The 20383-nt window shown below is 55.6% G+C and carries 17 protein-coding genes; 12 read left to right on the top strand and 5 right to left on the bottom strand.

What is annotated here, in order from left to right; genetic code table 11:
* Positions 1–25 precede the first annotated feature (25 nt).
* Positions 26–1480 carry a xylulokinase gene (xylB, locus tag KW829_RS22545; protein ID WP_218309131.1) on the bottom strand — a complete coding sequence of 485 codons (1455 nt, stop codon included), beginning with the start codon at positions 1478–1480 and terminating at the stop codon, positions 26–28.
* A 60-nt stretch (positions 1481–1540) separates the two neighbouring features.
* Entirely contained in the window at positions 1541–2863 is a 1323-nt protein-coding gene (gene xylA / locus KW829_RS22540) for a xylose isomerase (protein ID WP_089599718.1), read from the bottom strand.
* A 370-nt stretch (positions 2864–3233) separates the two neighbouring features.
* On the opposite strand from xylA, the gene xylF reads away from it, so the two are divergent.
* From xylF to xylR, 4 genes are all read left to right on the top strand, one after another.
* Positions 3234–4226: a D-xylose ABC transporter substrate-binding protein gene (xylF, locus tag KW829_RS22535; protein ID WP_042716575.1), complete on the top strand. Its 993-nt coding sequence runs from the start codon at positions 3234–3236 to the stop codon at positions 4224–4226.
* 71 nt (positions 4227–4297) lie between these two features.
* Positions 4298–5839 carry a xylose ABC transporter ATP-binding protein gene (locus KW829_RS22530; protein ID WP_010436748.1) on the top strand — a complete coding sequence of 514 codons (1542 nt, stop codon included), beginning with the start codon at positions 4298–4300 and terminating at the stop codon, positions 5837–5839.
* Entirely contained in the window at positions 5817–6998 is a 1182-nt protein-coding gene (xylH, locus tag KW829_RS22525) for a xylose ABC transporter permease XylH (protein ID WP_010436746.1), read from the top strand. Before KW829_RS22530 ends, xylH begins: the two co-directional genes overlap by 23 nt.
* A gap of 34 nt (positions 6999–7032) precedes the next feature.
* A complete protein-coding gene (gene xylR, locus KW829_RS22520) occupies positions 7033–8211 on the top strand; it encodes a D-xylose utilization transcriptional activator XylR (protein WP_218309130.1) in 1179 nt (392 codons plus the stop codon).
* A gap of 39 nt (positions 8212–8250) precedes the next feature.
* On the opposite strand, the gene KW829_RS22515 is transcribed toward xylR, so the two are convergent.
* Complete coding sequence (locus KW829_RS22515) at positions 8251–9075, bottom strand: protein bax (RefSeq protein ID WP_089599674.1); 825 nt, start codon at positions 9073–9075, stop codon at positions 8251–8253.
* 314 nt (positions 9076–9389) lie between these two features.
* On the opposite strand from KW829_RS22515, the gene KW829_RS22510 reads away from it, so the two are divergent.
* Both KW829_RS22510 and avtA read left to right on the top strand, forming a co-directional pair.
* Positions 9390–11420 (top strand): alpha-amylase, encoded by a 2031-nt coding sequence (locus tag KW829_RS22510; protein WP_218309129.1) that lies wholly within the window; start codon positions 9390–9392, stop codon positions 11418–11420.
* A 189-nt stretch (positions 11421–11609) separates the two neighbouring features.
* Positions 11610–12866: a valine--pyruvate transaminase gene (avtA, locus tag KW829_RS22505; protein ID WP_010436737.1), complete on the top strand. Its 1257-nt coding sequence runs from the start codon at positions 11610–11612 to the stop codon at positions 12864–12866.
* Between the two features lie 4 nt (positions 12867–12870).
* On the opposite strand, the gene KW829_RS22500 is transcribed toward avtA, so the two are convergent.
* Positions 12871–13326, bottom strand: a complete 456-nt coding sequence (locus tag KW829_RS22500; protein WP_218309128.1) for a 4Fe-4S dicluster domain-containing protein — start codon at positions 13324–13326, stop codon at positions 12871–12873.
* A gap of 3 nt (positions 13327–13329) precedes the next feature.
* Positions 13330–14148, bottom strand: coding sequence for an IclR family transcriptional regulator YiaJ (gene yiaJ, locus KW829_RS22495; protein ID WP_010436731.1), 819 nt, complete (start codon positions 14146–14148; stop codon positions 13330–13332).
* A 225-nt stretch (positions 14149–14373) separates the two neighbouring features.
* Here yiaJ and yiaK point away from each other — a divergent pair, with 225 nt between their 5' ends.
* Genes yiaK through ulaD form a run of 6 tightly spaced genes read left to right on the top strand, consistent with a single transcriptional unit; the run spans position 14374 to position 20382 of the window.
* The gene (yiaK, locus tag KW829_RS22490; RefSeq protein ID WP_172701678.1) at positions 14374–15372 is read left to right on the top strand and encodes a 3-dehydro-L-gulonate 2-dehydrogenase; all 999 of its coding nucleotides are present in this window, start codon (positions 14374–14376) and stop codon (positions 15370–15372) included.
* Positions 15373–15382: 10 nt separating this feature from the next.
* Positions 15383–15850 (top strand): YhcH/YjgK/YiaL family protein, encoded by a 468-nt coding sequence (locus KW829_RS22485; RefSeq protein WP_172701679.1) that lies wholly within the window; start codon positions 15383–15385, stop codon positions 15848–15850.
* 26 nt (positions 15851–15876) lie between these two features.
* On the top strand, positions 15877–16803 hold the full coding sequence (locus KW829_RS22480; RefSeq protein ID WP_172701680.1) for a DUF4862 family protein: 927 nt from the start codon (positions 15877–15879) through the stop codon (positions 16801–16803).
* Positions 16804–16850: 47 nt separating this feature from the next.
* The gene (locus KW829_RS22475; RefSeq protein ID WP_042716588.1) at positions 16851–18170 is read left to right on the top strand and encodes an MFS transporter; all 1320 of its coding nucleotides are present in this window, start codon (positions 16851–16853) and stop codon (positions 18168–18170) included.
* Between the two features lie 56 nt (positions 18171–18226).
* Positions 18227–19732, top strand: a complete 1506-nt coding sequence (locus KW829_RS22470) for an FGGY-family carbohydrate kinase (protein ID WP_218309127.1) — start codon at positions 18227–18229, stop codon at positions 19730–19732.
* The gene (gene ulaD / locus KW829_RS22465; RefSeq protein WP_218309126.1) at positions 19729–20382 is read left to right on the top strand and encodes a 3-keto-L-gulonate-6-phosphate decarboxylase UlaD; all 654 of its coding nucleotides are present in this window, start codon (positions 19729–19731) and stop codon (positions 20380–20382) included. Before KW829_RS22470 ends, ulaD begins: the two co-directional genes overlap by 4 nt.
* Position 20383 lies beyond the last annotated feature (1 nt).

Genomic DNA, 20383 nt, shown 5'->3' with positions numbered 1-20383 from the left:
GTCATGCCTCTATCAGACAATCGTTTTATGACATCAACGGCAGCAGCTGCTGGTAGATCCTGCGGAACACATCACGCCTTTCCGCGTAGCGCGAATGACGTGCTGCGTCAGGAAGATGCGTTTGCTCAAGCGCCAGCTGTGGCAGCAACTGTGCGAGCGGTTTGTCAGGGTTCGCGGCTATCTGTGCCAGCCGTGCAGCGCCAAGCGCAGGCCCGACGTCGCCCCCGGTGCGATAATCAAGCTGTAACCCGCTAATGTCAGACAGCATCTGCCGCCAGTAACTGCTGCGCGCGCCGCCGCCAATGAGCGTAATGCTTGATGGCTTCAGCCCACAATCATGTACGACGTCCATCCCATCCGCCAGCGCATACCCGACGCCCTCCAGTACCGCACGCGCCAGTTCAGCCGGGCCATGTTGATGAGTTAAACCGAAAAACACCCCTTTCGCTTCCGGGTTGTTGTGCGGCGTACGCTCGCCGGAAAGATAGGGTAAAAACCAGACGGCACCGGCATTTTCATCCGCCTGCTGCGCGGCTTCGATAAACGCAGGGACATCGGCCATTCCGGTCAGCTTCGCTGCCCAGTCGAGGCAGGATGCCGCACTCAGCATCACCGACATCAAATGCCATTTCCCCGGCAGGGCATGACAGAAACTGTGGACCGCGCTTTCAGGGTTGCTGCGATAACCGTCGCTGACGGCAAAATAGACGCCGGAGGTTCCCAGCGAGAGCATCGCCTGCCCTGCCTCCACCATCCCGACACCGACAGCGCCCGCCGCGTTGTCGCCGCCGCCAGCTACCACAGGTACGGCAGGCATATTCCAGCGTTCAGCAATGGAGGACTGCAATGTGCCGGTGACCTCGCTGCCTTCGAAGAGCGCAGGCATATGGTCACGAGTCAGATGGCAGGCATCCAGCATCGCCTCGCTCCAGTCGCGTTTCGCCACATCGAGCCACATTGTGCCCGCCGCGTCAGACATATCACTGGCGAAATCACCCGTCATGCGAAAACGCAGATAATCTTTCGGGAGCAGAACTTTCGCTACCTGACGGAAAATCTCAGGTTCATGGCGCTGTACCCACAAGAGTTTTGGTGCGGTGAAGCCTGGCATCATCTGGTTGCCGGTGATGTCACGAGAGGTCGGTACGCGTTCTTCAAGAAGCGCGCACTCTTCTGCACAGCGACCGTCGTTCCAGAGGATCGCTGGACGCAACACGCGGTGCTGGCTGTCCAGCAGCGTTGCGCCGTGCATTTGTCCGGCAATCCCCAGCGCTTTTACGTCACGGAGACTGTGCTGCGCGCCTAAGGCTGTGATTGCGCGATCCGTCGCCAGCCACCACTGCTCCGGGTCCTGTTCAGACCACAGCGGATGCGGACGTGAAACCTGCAGTTTTTCCGTCTGCGTGGCTAACACGTCGCCCTGTTCGCTTAACAGGATGGCTTTCACACCCGATGTGCCAAGATCGATCCCGATATACATTGTGGTGACTCCTTTGACAGAAATGCCCGGTGGCGCTGCGCTTACCGGGCCTGCATGCTGTTATTTATCGAACAGGTAATGATTGACCAGGTTTTCCAGCAGTTCCTGGTGTCCGCTCTGATGCTGCGGTGCCAGTTGATGCTGTTCAGCGTACTTCGCGATCTCACCAAGCGATAACTGGCCTTTCAAAATTTGCTGACCCAGCTCACTGTTCCAGCCGCTATAACGCTTCGCCACGCGTTTATCCAGCTCACCGTCTTCAATCATTCGGGCGGCGATTTTCAGCGCCAGCGCCATGGTGTCCATCGCGCCAATATGACCGTAGAACAGGTCGTACTTATCGGTGCTTTGACGACGCACTTTGGCGTCAAAATTCAGACCGCCGGTGGTGAAGCCCCCCGCTTTGATGATTTCGTACATCACCAGCGCATTCTCTTCCACGCTGTTCGGGAACTGGTCGGTGTCCCAGCCCAGCTGTGCATCACCACGGTTTGCATCCACAGAACCAAAGATGCCCAGCGCAATGGCGGACGCAATTTCGTGATGGAAAGAGTGGCCCGCAAGCGTAGCGTGGTTAGCCTCAATGTTCACTTTGATCTCTTTTTCCAGACCAAATTGTTTCAGGAAGCCGTACACGGTTGCGACGTCATAATCGTACTGATGCTTGGTCGGCTCTTGCGGCTTAGGTTCAATCAGCAGCGTACCGCGGAAACCAATTTTGTGTTTATGCTCGACAACCATCTGCATAAAGCGACCAATCTGCTCACGCTCCTGGCGCAGATCGGTGTTCAGCAGGGTTTCGTACCCTTCACGGCCGCCCCACAGCACATAGTTCTCGCCGCCCAACTGATGCGTGGCGTTCATCGCCGTCACCACCTGTGTGGCCGCCCAACTGAACACTTCGGGATCCGGATTCGTTGCCGCGCCCGCGCCATAGCGAGGGTTAGTAAAGCAGTTTGCCGTGCCCCACAGCAGCTTCACGCCGCTCTGCTGCTGTTTTGCCGCCAGCACGTCCACCATCTGCGCGAAGTTGTTCAGATACTCTTTCAGCGACGCGCCTTCCGGAGAGACATCCACATCGTGGAAGCAGTAGTACGGCACGTTCAGCTTGTGGAAGAATTCAAACGCGACATCCGCTTTACGCTTCGCCAGTTCGATGGCTTCGCCAGGCTGTTGCCATGGACGGTCAAAAGAACCCACACCGAACATATCGGCACCATTCCAGCAGAACGTATGCCAGTAACAGGCGGCAAAGCGCAGATGATCTTCCATGCGCTTACCCAGCACCAGCTCGTCCGGGTTGTAGTGACGAAATGCTAAAGGATTGGTCGTTTTCGTGCCTTCGTAACGAACGCGATCGAGTTGGTCGAAATAAGCTTGCATATTGAGCTCCATAATCAGGGTATGCGGCGAGTCGTAGATACAGGAGTAATAGTGAATACACATTCCGGCTTGCTCAATTACGTTATTTCACACTGCTATTGAGAGAATGCACAACTGTGCGCTGGCTCGCAAAATAATGCGCAGACAAACTATTTTTCGGTGCAGATTCCAGAATCAAATGTAATTAATAAGTTACGTATTTTAAAATCCGATCGCGGTCATAAATTCAGAAATAAACCAAATATCATAATGAGAAGATAAAAATCTGTAATTGCCAGCGGGCCTTTCCACGTTAAAAATTTGCTGCGTCTCAGCAGTGAATGTTTCTTTTATCTCAGCGACACATCCCCTACAAAAAGGCCTAATAATTATGAAGATAAAGAACCTGTCCCTTACACTCTGTACTACTCTCCTGCTTGCAAGCTTTGCCGGGCATGCCAAAGAGGTGAAAATCGGCATGGCCATTGACGACCTGCGCCTGGAGCGCTGGCAAAAAGATCGCGATATTTTTGTAAAAAAAGCAGAATCTCTCGGCGCAAGCGTGTTTGTTCAGTCGGCTAACGGCAACGAAGAAACGCAAATGTCGCAAATTGAGAATATGATCAACCGTGGCGTCGATGTCCTGGTCATTATCCCGTATAACGGCCAGGTATTAAGTAACGTGGTGAAAGAAGCCAAACAAGAAGGCATAAAAGTATTGGCCTATGACCGCATGATTAATAACGCAGACATTGATTATTATATTTCGTTCGACAACGAAAAAGTGGGTGAATTACAAGCCAAAAGCCTGGTCGATAAAGTGCCTCAAGGGAATTATTTCCTGATGGGTGGTTCGCCAGTGGATAACAACGCCAAACTGTTCCGCGAAGGGCAAATGAAAGTCCTTAAACCGTACATCGACAACGGGAAAATTAAAGTGGTTGGCGATCAGTGGGCTGATGGTTGGCTCCCTGAAAACGCGCTAAAAATCATGGAAAACGCGCTGACGGCCAACAACAACAAAATTGATGCAGTCGTGGCCTCTAACGATGCCACCGCTGGCGGCGCGATTCAGGCCCTGAGCGCCCAGGGGCTGGCTGGCAAAGTCGCTATCTCCGGACAGGATGCCGATCTCGCCGGGGTAAAACGCATCATTGCTGGCACCCAAACCATGACGGTTTACAAGCCCATCACCGAACTTGCGAATACGGCGGCTGAAATTGCCGTTGAGCTGGGTCAGGGTCAACAGCCTAAATCTGACGCGACGTTAAACAACGGACTCAAAGATGTTCCGGCCCGTCTGCTCACCCCGATTGAAGTCAATAAAGAGAATATTGACGCCACTGTCATTAAAGACGGTTTCCACAAGAAGAGTGAACTGTAATCCCGCGCTGCCCCTGCCCGGCAGGGGCGCACCGGTCTGTCCTGTTCTCCCTCAGGTCACGTGGAGCAGTTATGTCTTATTTACTAGAAATGAAGAGCATCACCAAAGCCTTTGGCGCGGTGAAAGCGGTCGATAACGTGAGCCTGCGGCTAAACCCTGGCGAAGTGGTCTCGCTGTGCGGTGAAAACGGTTCAGGCAAGTCGACGCTGATGAAAGTGCTGTGCGGGATCTATCCACATGGCAGCTATGAGGGTGAAATCGTCTTTGCTGGTGAGGTCATTCAGGCCACACACATTCGCGATACGGAACGTAAAGGTATCGCCATTATTCATCAGGAACTGGCACTGGTGAAGCACCTCACCGTGCTGGAAAATATCTTCCTGGGGGCTGAAATCTCACGTCACGGCGTACTGGATTACGACACCATGACGCTGCGCTGTGAAAAGCTGCTGGCGCAGGTGAGCCTCAGCATTTCACCGGATACCCGCGTGGGGGATCTTGGCCTGGGGCAGCAGCAGTTGGTCGAAATCGCCAAAGCCCTGAACAAGCAGGTAAGACTGCTGATCCTCGATGAGCCAACGGCCTCGCTCACTGAACAGGAAACCGCTGTTCTGCTCAATATCATCCGCGATCTGCAAAACCACGGTATCGCCTGCATCTATATTTCGCACAAGCTTAATGAGGTGAAAGCCATTTCGGACACCATCTGCGTGATCCGCGACGGGCAACACATCGGCACGCGTGAAGCGGAGGGCATGAGTGAAGATGACATCATCACCATGATGGTAGGGCGCGAACTCACTGCGCTCTATCCGAACGAACCCCACGCTGTGGGAGACGAAATCCTGCGCGTGGAAAATCTCACTGCATGGCATCCCGTGAATCGCCATATCAGGCGAGTTAACGACGTCTCCTTTTCCCTTCACCGCGGTGAAATCCTTGGCATTGCGGGTTTAGTGGGCGCAGGTCGAACCGAAGCCGTGCAGTGCCTGTTTGGCGTGTGGCCCGGACGCTGGGAAGGCAGCATTTACATCGATGGTCAGCCGGTAAAAATCGACAACTGCCAGCAGGCGATTGCCCATGGCATTGCTATGGTGCCAGAAGATCGCAAAAAAGACGGCATCGTGCCGGTAATGGCGGTCGGGAAAAACATCACGCTGGCGGCGCTAAACCAGTTCTCTGGCGCCCTGACGAGCCTGGACGACGCTGCCGAGCAGCAGTGTATTCTTCAGTCACTCGCCAGGCTCAAGGTCAAAACCTCCTCCCCGGAACTGGCCATTGGACGCCTCAGCGGGGGGAACCAGCAAAAGGCGATTCTGGCGCGCTGCCTGCTTCTCAACCCGCGAATTTTAATCCTGGATGAACCGACTCGCGGGATTGATATCGGCGCGAAGTATGAAATCTACAAGCTAATTAATCAGCTTGTGCAGCAAGGCATTGCCGTCATTGTCATCTCATCTGAATTACCTGAAGTGCTCGGCCTGAGCGACCGCGTGTTGGTTATGCACGAGGGGAAACTGAAAGCCAATCTGATTAACCAGAACCTGACGCAAGAACAGGTGATGGAAGCCGCCTTAAGGAGCGAACGTCATGTCGAAAAGCAATCCGTCTGATATCAAAGTCGCTGTGCCGACACCCGGCGCGTTCGCGGGGCTGAAAGCGCTAAACCTGCAGGTCTTCGTGATGATCGCGGCGATTATCGCCATCATGCTGTTCTTTACCTGGATGACCGATGGCTCCTATTTGAGTGCTCGTAATATCTCTAACCTTCTGCGCCAGACTGCCATCACCGGCATTCTGGCCGTGGGCATGGTGTTTGTGATTATCTCAGCGGAGATTGACCTGTCGGTCGGGTCGATGATGGGCCTGCTCGGCGGCGTGGCGGCGATATTTGATGTCTGGCTCGGCTGGCCGCTGCCGCTCACCATTGTCGTGACGCTGGCGCTGGGTCTGGTACTGGGGGCGTGGAACGGGTGGTGGGTTGCCTACCGTAAGGTGCCGTCATTCATCGTCACCCTGGCCGGGATGCTGGCCTTCCGTGGGATTCTGATTGGCATCACCAACGGTACCACCGTCTCTCCCACCAGCGCGTCTATGTCGCAAATTGGGCAGAGCTACCTCTCTGATGGCATCGGTTTTACGATCGGCGTGGTGGGCATGATGGCCTTCATCGCATGGCAGTGGCGCGGCCGTATGCGCCGTCAGGCGCTGGGGCTGGCTTCTCCGGCATCGACCTCCGTGGTCGGTCGTCAGGCGCTCACCGCCGTGATTGTGCTGGGTGCCATCTGGCTGCTGAACGATTACCGCGGTGTCCCGACGCCCGTTCTGCTGCTGGCGCTCCTGCTGCTGGGCGGCATGTTTATGGCGACGCGCACTGCGTTTGGTCGTCGTATTTATGCCATTGGCGGTAATCTTGAGGCGGCACGTCTGTCAGGGATCAACGTCGAACGCACCAAACTCGCTGTCTTTGCCATCAACGGCCTGATGGTGGCGATTGCAGGGCTGATCCTCAGCTCACGTCTGGGGGCCGGTTCACCGTCGGCAGGAAACATTGCCGAGTTGGATGCCATCGCTGCGTGTGTCATCGGCGGGACCAGTCTCGCAGGCGGTGTCGGCAGCGTGGCAGGTGCGGTGATGGGCGCATTTATTATGGCTTCGCTGGATAACGGGATGAGCATGATGGACGTCCCAACGTTTTGGCAGTATATCGTGAAGGGAGCGATTCTTTTGCTGGCAGTCTGGATGGACTCTGCAACCAAGCGACGTGCCTGAGAACAGTATTGTTACTTATTTGGGAAAGTGAGCCATGTTTGAAAAGCGTCACCGCATTACGTTGTTATTCAATGCCAACAAAGCCTACGACCGTCAGGTGGTTGAAGGGGTTGGTGAATATTTGCAGGCGTCGCAATCCGAGTGGGATATTTTCATTGAAGAAGATTTCCGCACCCGTCTGGAGAACATCAAAGACTGGCTGGGCGATGGCGTTATCGCTGACTATGACGATCCCGTCATTGAGCAATTGCTAAGAGACGTCGTCGTTCCCATTGTGGGCGTCGGCGGCTCGTATCATTCGCCCGATCACTATCCACCAGTCCACTACATCGCAACCGATAACCATGCGCTGGTCGAGGCCGCTTTTCTCCATTTAAAAGAGAAAGGCGTGCATCGCTTTGCGTTTTACGGGTTGCCCTCTTCAAGCGGCAAACGGTGGGCGGTAGAGCGCGAGCATGCGTTCTGCCAACTGGTCGCAAAGGAGAAATATCGTGGTGTGGTGTATCAGGGGCTGGAAACCGCACCGGAAAACTGGCAACACGCGCAAAACCGCCTGGCGGACTGGCTGCAAACGCTGCCGCCCCAGACAGGGATTATTGCGGTAACAGATGCTCGTGCGCGCCACGTGCTGCAGGTCTGCGAACATTTGCATATTCCGGTGCCTGAAAAGCTGTGCGTAATTGGTATCGATAACGAAGAGTTAACCCGCTATTTGTCTCGCGTGGCGCTCTCCTCTGTCGCGCAGGGAACCCGTCAAATGGGCTATCAGGCCGCGAAGCTCCTGCACCGCCTGCTGGACAACGAAGCCTTGCCGCTTCAGCGCCTGCTGGTTCCGCCTGTGCGTGTCGTCGAACGCCGCTCAACCGATTATCGTTCCTTAAGCGACCCGGCCGTTATTCAGGCAATGCACTACATTCGCAACCACGCCTGCAAAGGCATTAAGGTGGATCAGGTGCTGGATTCGGTCGGCATTTCTCGCTCAAACCTGGAAAAACGCTTTAAAGAGGAAGTGGGTGAAACTATTCACGCCGTTATTCATGCGGAAAAACTGGAGAAAGCGCGCAGCCTGCTGATCTCCACGTCGCTTTCCATCAATGAAATTTCACAAATGTGCGGCTACCCGTCGCTGCAGTATTTCTACTCGGTTTTCAGAAAGGAGTATGAGACCACGCCGAAGGAGTACCGGGAGCGGTATAGCGAAGTGATGATCTAAAAAGCAAAACGCCTTCCGAAGGAAGGCGTTTTTTGGGAATTACATATGCGCGGCAATTAAGCGCTGGTTATCCTGGTACATCGCAAACAGATAGTTGTTATAGCGCTGCCCCTGGGTGGAATAACCTTTCAGCTTGTGGATCATCGTACTGGCCGTCACTTCCTGATCCGCTTTCCGCAGCTGGGCGCGAGACTTACGGAACGAAGAGTAGGCCGGATGCGTGTTCAGATTCACGACATAGGCATTCACGGAATCTTTGACCGATTCAAACTGCGAGTAGCCTTTCACTTTACCGGGAGCATTGTTACAACGCCCTTTCACGCATTTCATGCCGAAAAGATTGTTGTTATTGCGCGCCAGCTTCGAGGTACCCCAACCGCTTTCAGCGGCGGCCATCGTTGCCACCATGCTGCCCGGAATGATGTCTACACGCTCCAGAAGTGAATTCCACGGCACACGACGCGTGTTGCCATTCCATTTCACCTTGTAGCGTTTTGAAATCTCTTTCAGGCGCGTGCGCTCAGACGGCGACCAGCGGCTATCGTACTGTTTTGAGATCAGCCAGTTACGATCCGCAGTAATCGCGGCATTTTGACTCGTGATGTAAGGCATTACCGTCCGGAGAAACGCTTTTTTTCTTGGTGTTCCGGAAGGGTATTTTCGCAAATCAGGAAGTGAACTACTCTTTGCACTATTGCGAGAATACTCTTGTTTACTGCTAACCTTACTACTTGTCGTCTTTATTACGTGGGCTTTCTTACTCGTTGTATCCGTGTGCGTCTTCGCAAGCACCTCACCCGAAAATGCCATGGTGAGTAACATGAGTATCGCAGCCCCATATCGTCGAATGGGAGTCGATATCATTAGGTCTCCTGGTCGGATGTAATCATCCCAACACCTTATTTTTTTCACAAATTTGAGAGCGGAATCTCAAATCATATCAAAAATAGTCTTCCAGAGCACGTATAGAAATAGTCCAAATCCGAAACTATGTCACCTGAAACATGCTCACTAAAGCATCAATTCTGAAAAAATGTGTGCGATATCGCAGATAACTGCCTAATTTTGCGCGGGATCACTCATCCCTTCGCGTCCTCCTGGCAGAAACCGTCGGAGGAGGAGTTTTTCCTCAGTACCCGGTGGCACACTGGTCAAAAAAGCCGCGACAGGAAAATGGAATGAAACGCACCGCACTGGCTCTCCTGATGTTACCCGCACTCGCACATGCAGACTGGTCATCGCCGGGATTTAGCGCATTTCGCGCGGAAGGAACCGGGGTCTTCACCAGCCAGGCAAAGCTCGCGAAGGGTACCCGTCCTTTAACAGTGAGTTTTGACAACACGTGCTGGCAGCCTACGGGCTCCATAAAACTCAATGAGATGCTGTCGCTCAAGCACTGTGAGGGCACACCGCCCCAGTGGCGGCTATTCCGTGACGGTGATTATCAGATGCGTGTCGATACCCGCTCCGGGACGCCAACACTGATGCTGACTATTCAGAGTACAACGGAGCAACCTGTCGCGAATGTCGCCCGTCAGTGTCCAACGTGGGACGGCAAACCTTTGACGCTGGAGGTAAGCAGTACCTTCCCTGAAGGCACGGTGGTGCGTGATTTCTACAGCAAACAGACGGCGACGGTGCAGAACGGCAAAATCACCCTACAGCCTGCCGCCAACAGCAACGGCCTGCTGCTGCTTGAGCGTGCCGAAACCGACAAGCCCGCGCCCTTCAGTTGGCAAAACGCCACCGTCTATTTCGTGCTGACCGACCGCTTTGTGAATGGCGACCCGAGCAACGACAACAGCTATGGCCGTCATAAAGACGGCATGCAGGAGATCGGCACCTTCCACGGCGGCGATCTCAAGGGGCTTACCGGCAAGCTCGACTACCTGCAGCAATTGGGCGTCAACGCGCTGTGGATAAGCTCCCCGCTGGAGCAAATCCACGGCTGGGTGGGCGGCGGAACCAAAGGTGATTTCCCTCACTACGCCTATCACGGTTACTACACGCAGGACTGGACGAAGCTCGATGCCAACATGGGCACCGAAGATGACCTGCGCCAGCTTGTTGACGAAGCGCACAAGCGCGGTATCCGTATTCTGTTTGATATCGTCATGAACCACGTTGGCTACGCGACCCTTGCAGACATGCAGGAGTACCAGTTTGGCGCGCTGTATCTGCAGGGTGATGAGCTGAAGAAAACGCTGGGTGAACGCTGGACGGACTGGAAACCCGGCGCGGGCCAAAGCTGGCACAGCTTTAACGACTACATCAACTTTAGCGACAAAGCCGCATGGGAAAAATGGTGGGGCAAGAAATGGATCCGCACCGACATTGGTGATTACGACAACCCGGGCTTCGACGATTTGACCATGTCGCTGGCCTTCCTGCCGGATCTGAAAACGGAATCGACGACCCCGTCAGGTTTGCCGAACTTCTATCAACACAAGCCCGACACCGGCGCGAAAGCGATGACGAATTTCACGCCGCGGGATTACCTGACCCACTGGCTCAGCCAGTGGGTTCGTGACTACGGTATCGACGGCTTCCGGGTTGATACCGCAAAGCACGTTGAACTCGACGCATGGCAGCAGCTGAAAGATCAGGCAGGCCAGGCACTGGCAGCGTGGAAAGCGGCCAACCCAGATAAAAAACTCGACAATGCGCCCTTCTGGATGACCGGCGAAGCATGGGGCCACGGCGTGATGCAGAGCGATTATTACCGCCACGGTTTCGACGCAATGATCAACTTTGACTATCAGGAGCAGGCGGCGAAAGCGGTGGACTGTCTGGCTGATATCGATATGACGTGGCAGCAGATGGCGGAGAAACTGCAAAGCTTCAATGTGCTGAGCTATCTCTCGTCACACGATACGCGACTGTTCCGCGAAGGAGGCCAGCGCGCGGCGGAGCTGCTAATGCTGGCGCCGGGCAGCGTGCAAATTTACTACGGCGATGAATCTGAACGTCCGTTCGGCCCAACAGGCTCCGACCCGCTTCAGGGCACACGCTCGGACATGAACTGGCAGGACGTGACGGGCAAACAGGCCTTAACCGTCGCTCACTGGCAAACTCTGGGTCAGTTCCGCGCCCGTCACCCGGCGATTGGTGAAGGCAAGCAAACCACGCTGTCACTGAAGGAAGGCTACGGCTTCGTGCGCGAGCACAAGGGCGATAAAGTGATGGTGGTATGGGCGGGTAATCAATAAACGGCCCCTTCCCCTAACCCTCTCCCCACAGGGGAGAGGGTTAGGGGGAAACAAACCAGAACGATTCACTACACAAATCCAAACTTACCCTATAAAACAACAAATCCGACCACATCACCTGATTTGCACCAGCACGGTGCTAGCGTTATGGTTACTCCCTTTCATCATAAGCCCGACAGAACACCTGCTATGACGTTTTCACTTTTCGGCGACAAATTTACCCGCCATTCAGGCATTACCCGCCTGATGGAGGACCTCAACGACGGGCTGCGCACACCGGGCGCCATCATGCTCGGCGGCGGAAACCCGGCTCAAATCCCGGAGATGACTACCTATTTCCAGAGCCTGCTCGCTCAGATGCTGGAAAGCGGCAAAGCAACCGATGCACTTTGCAACTATGACGGCCCTCAGGGTAAAACCGAACTGCTGAAACTCCTCGCCGATATGCTGCGTGAAGAGCTGGGTTGGGATATTGAGCCACAGAATATTGCACTGACAAACGGCAGCCAGAGCGCGTTTTTCTACTTGTTTAACCTGTTCGCAGGACGTCGCGCCGACGGCACGACCAAAAAAGTGCTGTTCCCGCTGGCACCGGAGTATATCGGCTATGCCGATTCCGGCCTCGAAGAAGACCTGTTTGTCTCCGCGCGCCCGAACATCGAACTGCTGCCAGAAGGCCAGTTCAAATATCACGTCGATTTTGAACACCTGCATATTGGTGAAGAGACGGGCATGATCTGCGTATCACGTCCTACCAACCCAACGGGCAACGTGATTACCGATGACGAGCTGATGAAACTGGACGCGCTGGCCAATCAGCACGGCATCCCTTTGGTGATCGATAACGCCTACGGCGTGCCGTTCCCGGGGATAATCTTCAGCGAAGCCCGCCCGCTGTGGAACCCAAACATCGTTCTGTGCATGAGCCTGTCTAAACTGGGCCTGCCGGGCAGCCGCTGCGGCATCATCATTGCCAATGAAAAAATCATCACCGCCATTACCAACATGAACGGCATTATCAGCCTTTCACCCGGCGGCATCGGCCCGGCGATGATGTGCGAAATGATTAAGCGCAACGACCTGCTGCGCCTGTCGAATGACGTGATTAAGCCATTCTATTACCAGCGCGTTCAGGATACGATCGCGATACTTCGCCGCTATTTGCCGGAAGAACGCTGCCTGATCCACAAACCAGAAGGGGCAATTTTCCTCTGGCTGTGGTTCAAGGATCTGCCGATTACGACGGAACTTCTCTACCAGCGACTGAAAAAGCGTGGTGTGCTGATGGTGCCGGGCGATTACTTCTTCCCGGGGCTGGATAAACCGTGGCCGCACACGCACCAGTGCATGCGCATGAACTATGTGCCTGATCCGGAAAAAATCGAAGCGGGTGTGAAAATTCTCGCGGAAGAGATTGAGAACGCCTGGCGCGAAAACGGTCAGTAAGTTCTTACGCCAGATGATGCAACCGTTCGGTGCGTAATCTGGCGGGATCGACACAGCTTAACGCGTGGGTCGGGCAAGCCTCAACGCAGGCAGGTCCGCCCTCGCGATGCGCGCATAAATCACATTTCAGCGCCTGCGCATGATCCCCCACCCTCTGTACCTGCATCGCCCCGAACGGGCACGCCACCATACAGCTTTTGCACCCGATGCAGCGCGCCTGCTCAACGAGCCAGGCTCCGGCTGAGCGTCGGATTGCCCCGGTTGGACACACATTTGCACAGGGCGCATCCTCGCACTGATGACACCCGACCGCGGTGGTATAAGAATCCCCTTTCACCACCCGAATGCGGGGCATGAAATCATTTGCGATGACGAATTCCTGATGCGAAACCGCACAGGCCACTTCGCAAGTGCGGCACCCAATGCATTTTTCCGAATCCGCCATGATAAATCGGTTCATCTGCTACGCCTCGCGCACGTTAAAACCCAGTTCTTTTGAGATAGCCTCTGCCGTTTCGCGCAGCGGCTTGAGCAAGTTTTTCTCACCCACCTGCTTCATGCGCGACGTCGACAGCGAAATGGAGATCGCATACGGCACGCGCCCGTGGATATCAAAGACCGGCACGGCAATGCAGGAAACCCCCAGCTCGTTCTCTTCTTTATCCATCGCCATGCTGCGATCGCGAATTTCCGCCAGCTCATCATACATCGCACTCAGCTCGGTAATGGTGTTGCGGGTCAAGGGTTGGATCTGTTCCTGATGGCTTTCCCAGTAGCTTGCCACGTAATCCTGATGACCAAACGCCATGTAGATTTTGCCCATTGCGGAGCAGTAGAGCGGCATATGCTGGCCGATATAGGCACGCGTGCGCAGCATACCGGTTGTCGGTTCGAGCTTATAAATCAGGATCGCGTGGTCGTCCTCACGGCTGGAGAAGTTCACCGTTTCGCCGGTGGCAATGTTCAGCGCCTCAAGGTGCGGAGCGGCCACGTGAATGATATTCAGCGACGACAGGGCCTTTTGCCCGACGGCGATAAATTTGGTGGTCAGGCGATAGCTGCCCGCCGCGGGTGCCGGGGTCACGTACCCGCACGACTGTAGCCCCTGCAGCAAGCGGTGCACGGTGCTCTTATTCAGCCCCGCCAGTTCAGATAAGTGCGCAAGCGGACACCCGTTCGGATAGTTGCTGAGGATCTCAATCAGCATCAGGCCGCGAAACAAGCTCTGGCTACCTGCTGGCCTCTCTTTTTCTTGCGTCATTTCGCTCTCTTTCGTGCTCATCAAATGGCTCCTTTTTGTCGCGCCCTGATGGTAGCGCAAAGTGTGGTTCAGTTCACGATCTCAACAGAAAAAACACAACCAATTGATTTTAATCGATTTTGAAAAACATGAATGTCGTTGATCTGGCAAAATTTGATCGCTATATTTGAAATCAGATTTCGCATAGTGAAATTTAGCGATAAAAAAGCACTCGCACTTGCCCCGAAAAAGAACAGGAGAACAGGGATGAAAGTGACCTTTGAAGAGTTAAAAGCGGCGTTCAATCGGGTTCTGCTCGATCGCGGCGTGAAAGCGGAAACCGCAGACGCCTGTGCCGAGATGTTCGCCCGCACCACGGAATCCGGCGTTTATTCGCACGGCGTTAACCGTTTTCCGCGTTTCATTCAGCAGCTTGATGCAGGCGATATCATTCCCGACGCTCAGCCAAAACGGGTGATGACGCTGGGTGCCATCGAACAGTGGGATGCCCAGCGCTCTATCGGCAACCTGACGGCGAAAAAGATGATGGATCGCGCCACCGAGCTGGCGTCCGACCACGGTATTGGTCTGGTGGCACTGCGTAATGCGAACCACTGGATGCGCGGCGGCAGCTACGGCTGGCAGGCGGCGGAGAAGGGCTATATCGGCATATGCTGGACCAACTCTATTGCCGTCATGCCCGCATGGGGATCAAAAGAGTGCTGCATCGGCACCAACCCGCTGATCGTGGCTATTCCCTCTAACCCAATCACCATGGTCGATATGTCGATGTCGATGTTCTCCTACGGCATGCTGGAGGTGAATCGCCTGGCCGGGCGCGAGCTGCCGGTCGATGGTGGCTTTGACGACGAGGGTAATCTCACCCGAGAGCCAGGCGTGATTGAGAAAAACCGCCGCATTCTGCCGATGGGCTACTGGAAAGGGTCTGGCTTATCCATCGTACTCGACATGATCGCCACCCTGCTCTCCAACGGCTCCTCCGTCGCGGAAGTGACCCAGGACAACAGCGACGAGTATGGCGTGTCGCAGATCTTTATCGCCATCGAGGTTGATCGCCTGATCGACGGCCCAACCCGCGATGCGAAGCTGCAGCGCATTATGGATTTCATCACCACCGCGCAGCGGTCTGATGAAAACGTTGCCGTCCGCCTTCCGGGCCATGAATTCACACGCCTGCTGGAAGAGAACCGCCGCGACGGCATCACCATCGACGACAGCGTGTGGGCGAAAATCCAGTCTCTGTAAGGAGTGGACCATGATATTCGGACATATTTCCCAGCCCAATCCGTGCCGTCTGCCGCGGGCGATTGAAAAAGCGCTTCATTTTTTGCGCGCTACGGATTTCACCACCCTGCCGCCAGGTGTGGTGGAAATTGAAGGTCGCACTATTTTTGCCCAGGTTCTCGACCTGACGACAAAGGAGCCGCACGAGAACCGCCCGGAAGTGCACCGCCGCTATCTGGATATTCAGTTTTTAGCATGGGGTGAAGAAAAAATCGGTATTGCCATTGATACCGGTAATAACGAAATAAGCGAATCATTACTGGAACAGCGGGATATTATTTTTTATCACAACAGCGAAAATGAATCCTTTATCGAAATGACACCCGGCAGCTATGCCATATTTTTCCCGCAGGATGTGCACCGTCCTGCCTGTATTAAGAACAAGGAAGCCGCAATCCGTAAAATTGTGGTGAAAGTGGCAGTCAGCGAATTAGATTAATTTTCTGATATATACAGGAACGCGAAATGACCAATACCAGTTTTATTATTGGTGCGTACCCCTGCGCACCCTCGTTTCACCAAAAAGGGGAACAAGAAGAACAAACATTCTGGCGGGAACTTTCCGACACGCCAAACATTCGCGGGCTGGAACAGCCGTGCCTTGAACATCTCCATCCGTTTGGTGATGAATGGCTGTTCCGCCATACGCCGGGCGACTGGCAAATCGTCGTCACAGCAGTCATGGAAACCATGCGCCGCCGCGGCACAAACGGTGCGTTTGGCCTGGCCTCAGCCGACGAAGCGCAGCGTAAAGCATGCGTAGACTTTTACCGGCATCTGCACAAGAAAGTTAACGCCGTGAACGTCCGTTTTCCAGGCAAAGTGATTGCTCTGGAGATGCAGGCGGCCCCACAGGCGGGCAATGCTTCCGTCGAGCAGGCTACCGAGGCGTTTTCCCGCTCGATCCAGGAAATCGCGGGCTGGGACTGGAACTGCGATCTGGTACTGGAACACTGCGATGCCATGACCGGCCCGGCACCGCGCAAGGGCTTCTTGCCTTTAGCGCAGGTGCTGGAGGTGGTGAAAGACACCGATATCAGCGTCTGTATCAACTGGGCGCGCTCGGCTATCGAAGGCCGTAATACGACGCTCCCGCTTGAGCATGTTCAGGCCGCACTCCGTGCCGGAAAGCTGGGTGCACTGATGTTTTCGGGCACGACTACCCGCGGGGAATACGGTGAATGGCAGGATCTGCACGCGCCGTTTTCTTCATTCTGCGCCGACAGTTTGATGTCTACTGAACACGCAAAATCACTCTTTACTGCGGCGAGCGCCGCAACGTTGAAATTCTCCGGTATTAAATTACTGGAAATAAATGCTAATGCTGACGTCAGCCATCGCATCGCTATTTTGCGCGACGGTATTAGCGAAATGAATAAAGCAACGCAATAACAATAAAAAATATCCCTATTCCGGTTACATTGACTGAGACAGTAAATATGAACACTTACTCGAATACTCTACAAGCGGACATTCCGCGCCAGCGCTGGCTAAGAATCATTCCTCCTATTCTTATCGCCTGCATCATTTCGTATATGGATCGCGTAAATATCGCCTTTGCCATGCCCGGCGGTATGGATGAAGAGCTAGGTATTACCGCCACTATGGCGGGCCTGGCAGGTGGGATCTTCTTTATCGGCTATCTGTTCCTGCAGGTTCCCGGCGGCAAGATTGCCGTCCACGGCAGCGGCAAGAAGTTTATCGGCTGGTCGCTGGTTGCCTGGGCGGTGATCTCTGTGCTCACGGGCCTGGTGACGAATCAGTATCAGCTGCTGGTGCTGCGCTTCTTACTCGGCGTGGCGGAAGGCGGGATGCTGCCTGTCGTGCTCACCATGATCAGCAACTGGTTCCCGGATGCCGAACGCGGTCGCGCCAATGCCATTGTGATTATGTTTGTCCCCATCGCCGGGATTATCACCGCCCCGCTTTCGGGCTGGATCATCACCGCGCTCGACTGGCGCTGGCTGTTCATCATTGAAGGTTTGATGTCCGTCGTTGTGCTGGTGCTGTGGGCGTTCACCGTTTACGACCGACCGCAGGAAGCCCGCTGGATTTCAGAAGCAGAGAAAAACTATCTGGTGCAAACGCTGGCGGCTGAACAGCAGGCCATCGCCGGAAAAGAGGTGAAAAACGCGTCACTCGGCGCAGTGCTTTCCGACAAAACCATGTGGCAGTTGATCGCGCTGAACTTCTTTTATCAGACCGGAATTTACGGCTACACGCTCTGGCTGCCGACCATCCTGAAAGAGCTGACGCACACCAGCATCGGTCAGGTGGGTATGCTCGCCATCCTGCCTTACATCGGGGCCATTGCGGGGATGTTCCTGTTCTCAACGCTTTCTGACCGCACCGGCAAGCGCAAGCTGTTTGTCTCCCTGCCGCTGATTGGCTTTGCGCTCTGCATGTTCCTCTCCGTGGCGCTGAAAGAGAGTACCTGGCTGGCGTATTCCGCACTGGTGGGCTGCGGGTTCTTCCTGCAATCCGCAGCGGGCGTGTTCTGGACCATCCCGGCGCGTCTGTTCAGCGCAGAGATGGCGGGCGGCGCGCGCGGCGTGATCAACGCCCTGGGCAACCTCGGTGGCTTCTGCGGCCCGTATGCGGTTGGGGTGCTGATCACCCTGTACAGCAAAGACGCGGGCGTTTACTGCCTGGCGGTTTCTCTGGCGCTAGCGTCGCTGCTGGCCCTGCTGTTACCGGCAAAATGCGATGCCGGTGCAGAGCCTAATCCCACGGTGAATCCGCACAAGCGTGCGGCCTGATGCCCTCACCCCAGCCCTCTCCCACGGGGAGAGGGAGCAAGACGAGAGAGTCAAAGATGAGTGAAAAAGAGCCCTTCTGGCTGGGTATCGATTGTGGCGGTACTTATCTGAAAGCCGGTTTATACAACAGCCAGGGCAAGGAAATCTGCATCGAGCGCCGCTCCGTTGCCACGCTCAGCCCGCGCGCAGGTTACGCGGAGCGGGATATGCCCCAGCTCTGGCAGCACTGCTACATTACCGTCGCCACGCTGCTCAAACATTCAGGCATCGACGGAGAGCAGATCAAAGGCGTCGGCATTTCTGCTCAGGGCAAAGGACTGTTTCTGCTCGATAAACAAGACCAACCGCTGGGCAACGCCATGCTCTCCTCAGACCGCCGGGCGCTGGAGATCGTGCAGCGCTGGCAGCAGGACGGCATTCCCGAAAAGCTCTATCCGCATACGCGCCAGACCCAGTGGACAGGGCACCCGGCCTCACTCCTGCGCTGGGTGAAAGAGAACGAGCCGCAGCGGTATCAGCAGATAGGCTGCGTGATGATGGCGCACGACTATCTACGCTGGTGTCTGACCGGCGTGAAGGGCTGCGAGGAGAGCAACATCTCCGAGTCCAACCTCTACAACATGAATACCGGGCAGTACGATCCCCAGCTCACGCGCTGGCTCGGTATCAGCGAAATTGACGGCGCCCTGCCGCCGATTGTCGGTTCAGCAGAAATTTGCGGGGAAATCACCCCTCAGGCAGCCGCGCTTACCGGTCTCGCGGCGGGCACGCCCGTCGTTGGTGGACTGTTTGATGTGGTTTCCACCGCGATCTGCGCCGGGCTGCACGACGAACACACGCTGAATGCCGTCATGGGTACCTGGGCCGTCACCAGCGGGATCGCCAATGCGCTTCGCGATAACGAGCCGTTCCCCTATGTGTATGGCCGTTACGTCCACCCGCAGCAGTACATCGTTCATGAAGCCAGCCCGACATCATCCGGCAATCTTGAGTGGCTCACTGCCCAATGGGGCGACATGTCATTCGATGAGATCAACCATGCCGTCGCCAGCCTGCCGAAAGCGGAAAGCGAGGTGTTCTTCCTGCCGTTCCTCTACGGCAGCAACGCCGGGCTGGAGATGACCAGTGGTTTTTACGGCATGCAGGCGCTGCATACCCGTGCGCATCTTCTGCAGGCCGTTTACGAGGGCGTGGTGTTCAGCCACATGACCCACCTCAACCGCATGCTTGAGCGCTTTACCCAGGTGCAGGCGCTGCGCGTCACGGGTGGCCCGACCCATTCGGACGTGTGGATGCAAATGCTCGCCGACGTCAGCGGGCTGGCGATTGAGCTGCCGCAGGTGGAAGAGACCGGCTGCTCCGGCGCGGCGCTGGCGGCGCTGGTAGGCACCGGCGTCTACCCCGATTTCCACGCTGCGCAGCGCACCCTCAAACACGACATTCGGGTGATTGAACCCGACATGCGCGCCCATGCGGCCTACCAGCGCAAATATCACCGTTACCAGTTACTGATTTCAGCACTTCAGGACTATCACGCCCGTATTAAGGAGTACGACCTATGAGCCGACCATTACTGCAGCTGGCGCTCGACCATACCTCACTTCAGGCCGCCCAGCGCGACGTCGCGGCGCTTTCAGATCACGTTGATATCGTCGAAGCGGGCACCATTTTGTGCCTGAGCGAAGGGCTGAGCGCCGTACGCGCCCTGCGCAAACAGTGCCCGGATAAAATCATCGTGGCGGACTGGAAAGTCGCCGATGCCGGAGAAACGCTGGCTGAGCAGGCGTTTGGCGCGGGCGCGAACTGGATGACCATCATCTGCGCCGCCCCGCTGGCAACCGTTGAGCGAGGCCACGAGGTCGCACTGCGCTGCGGGGGAGAAATCCAGATGGAGCTGTTTGGCAACTGGACGCTGGACGACGCGCGCGCGTGGCATCGCGTTGGCGTGAAGCAGGCTATCTACCACCGCGGGCGCGACGCGCAGGCCAGCGGTCAGCAGTGGGGCGAAGCGGATCTCGCGAAAATGAAAGCGCTCTCCGACATCGGTTTGCAGCTTTCGATTACCGGCGGTATTACCCCTGCCGACCTGCCGCTATTTAAGCAGATCAACGTAAAAGCGTTTATTGCCGGACGCGCGCTGGCAGGCGCCGCGAATCCGCCGCAGGTGGCACAGGCATTCCATTCGCAAATCCGCGACATCTGGGGAGCGTAAC

The organism is Enterobacter sp. ENT02, from assembly GCF_019219165.1.
Taxonomy (GTDB): Bacteria; Pseudomonadota; Gammaproteobacteria; order Enterobacterales; family Enterobacteriaceae; genus Enterobacter; species Enterobacter mori.
This window is presented reverse-complemented; position numbering and strand designations above follow the sequence as displayed.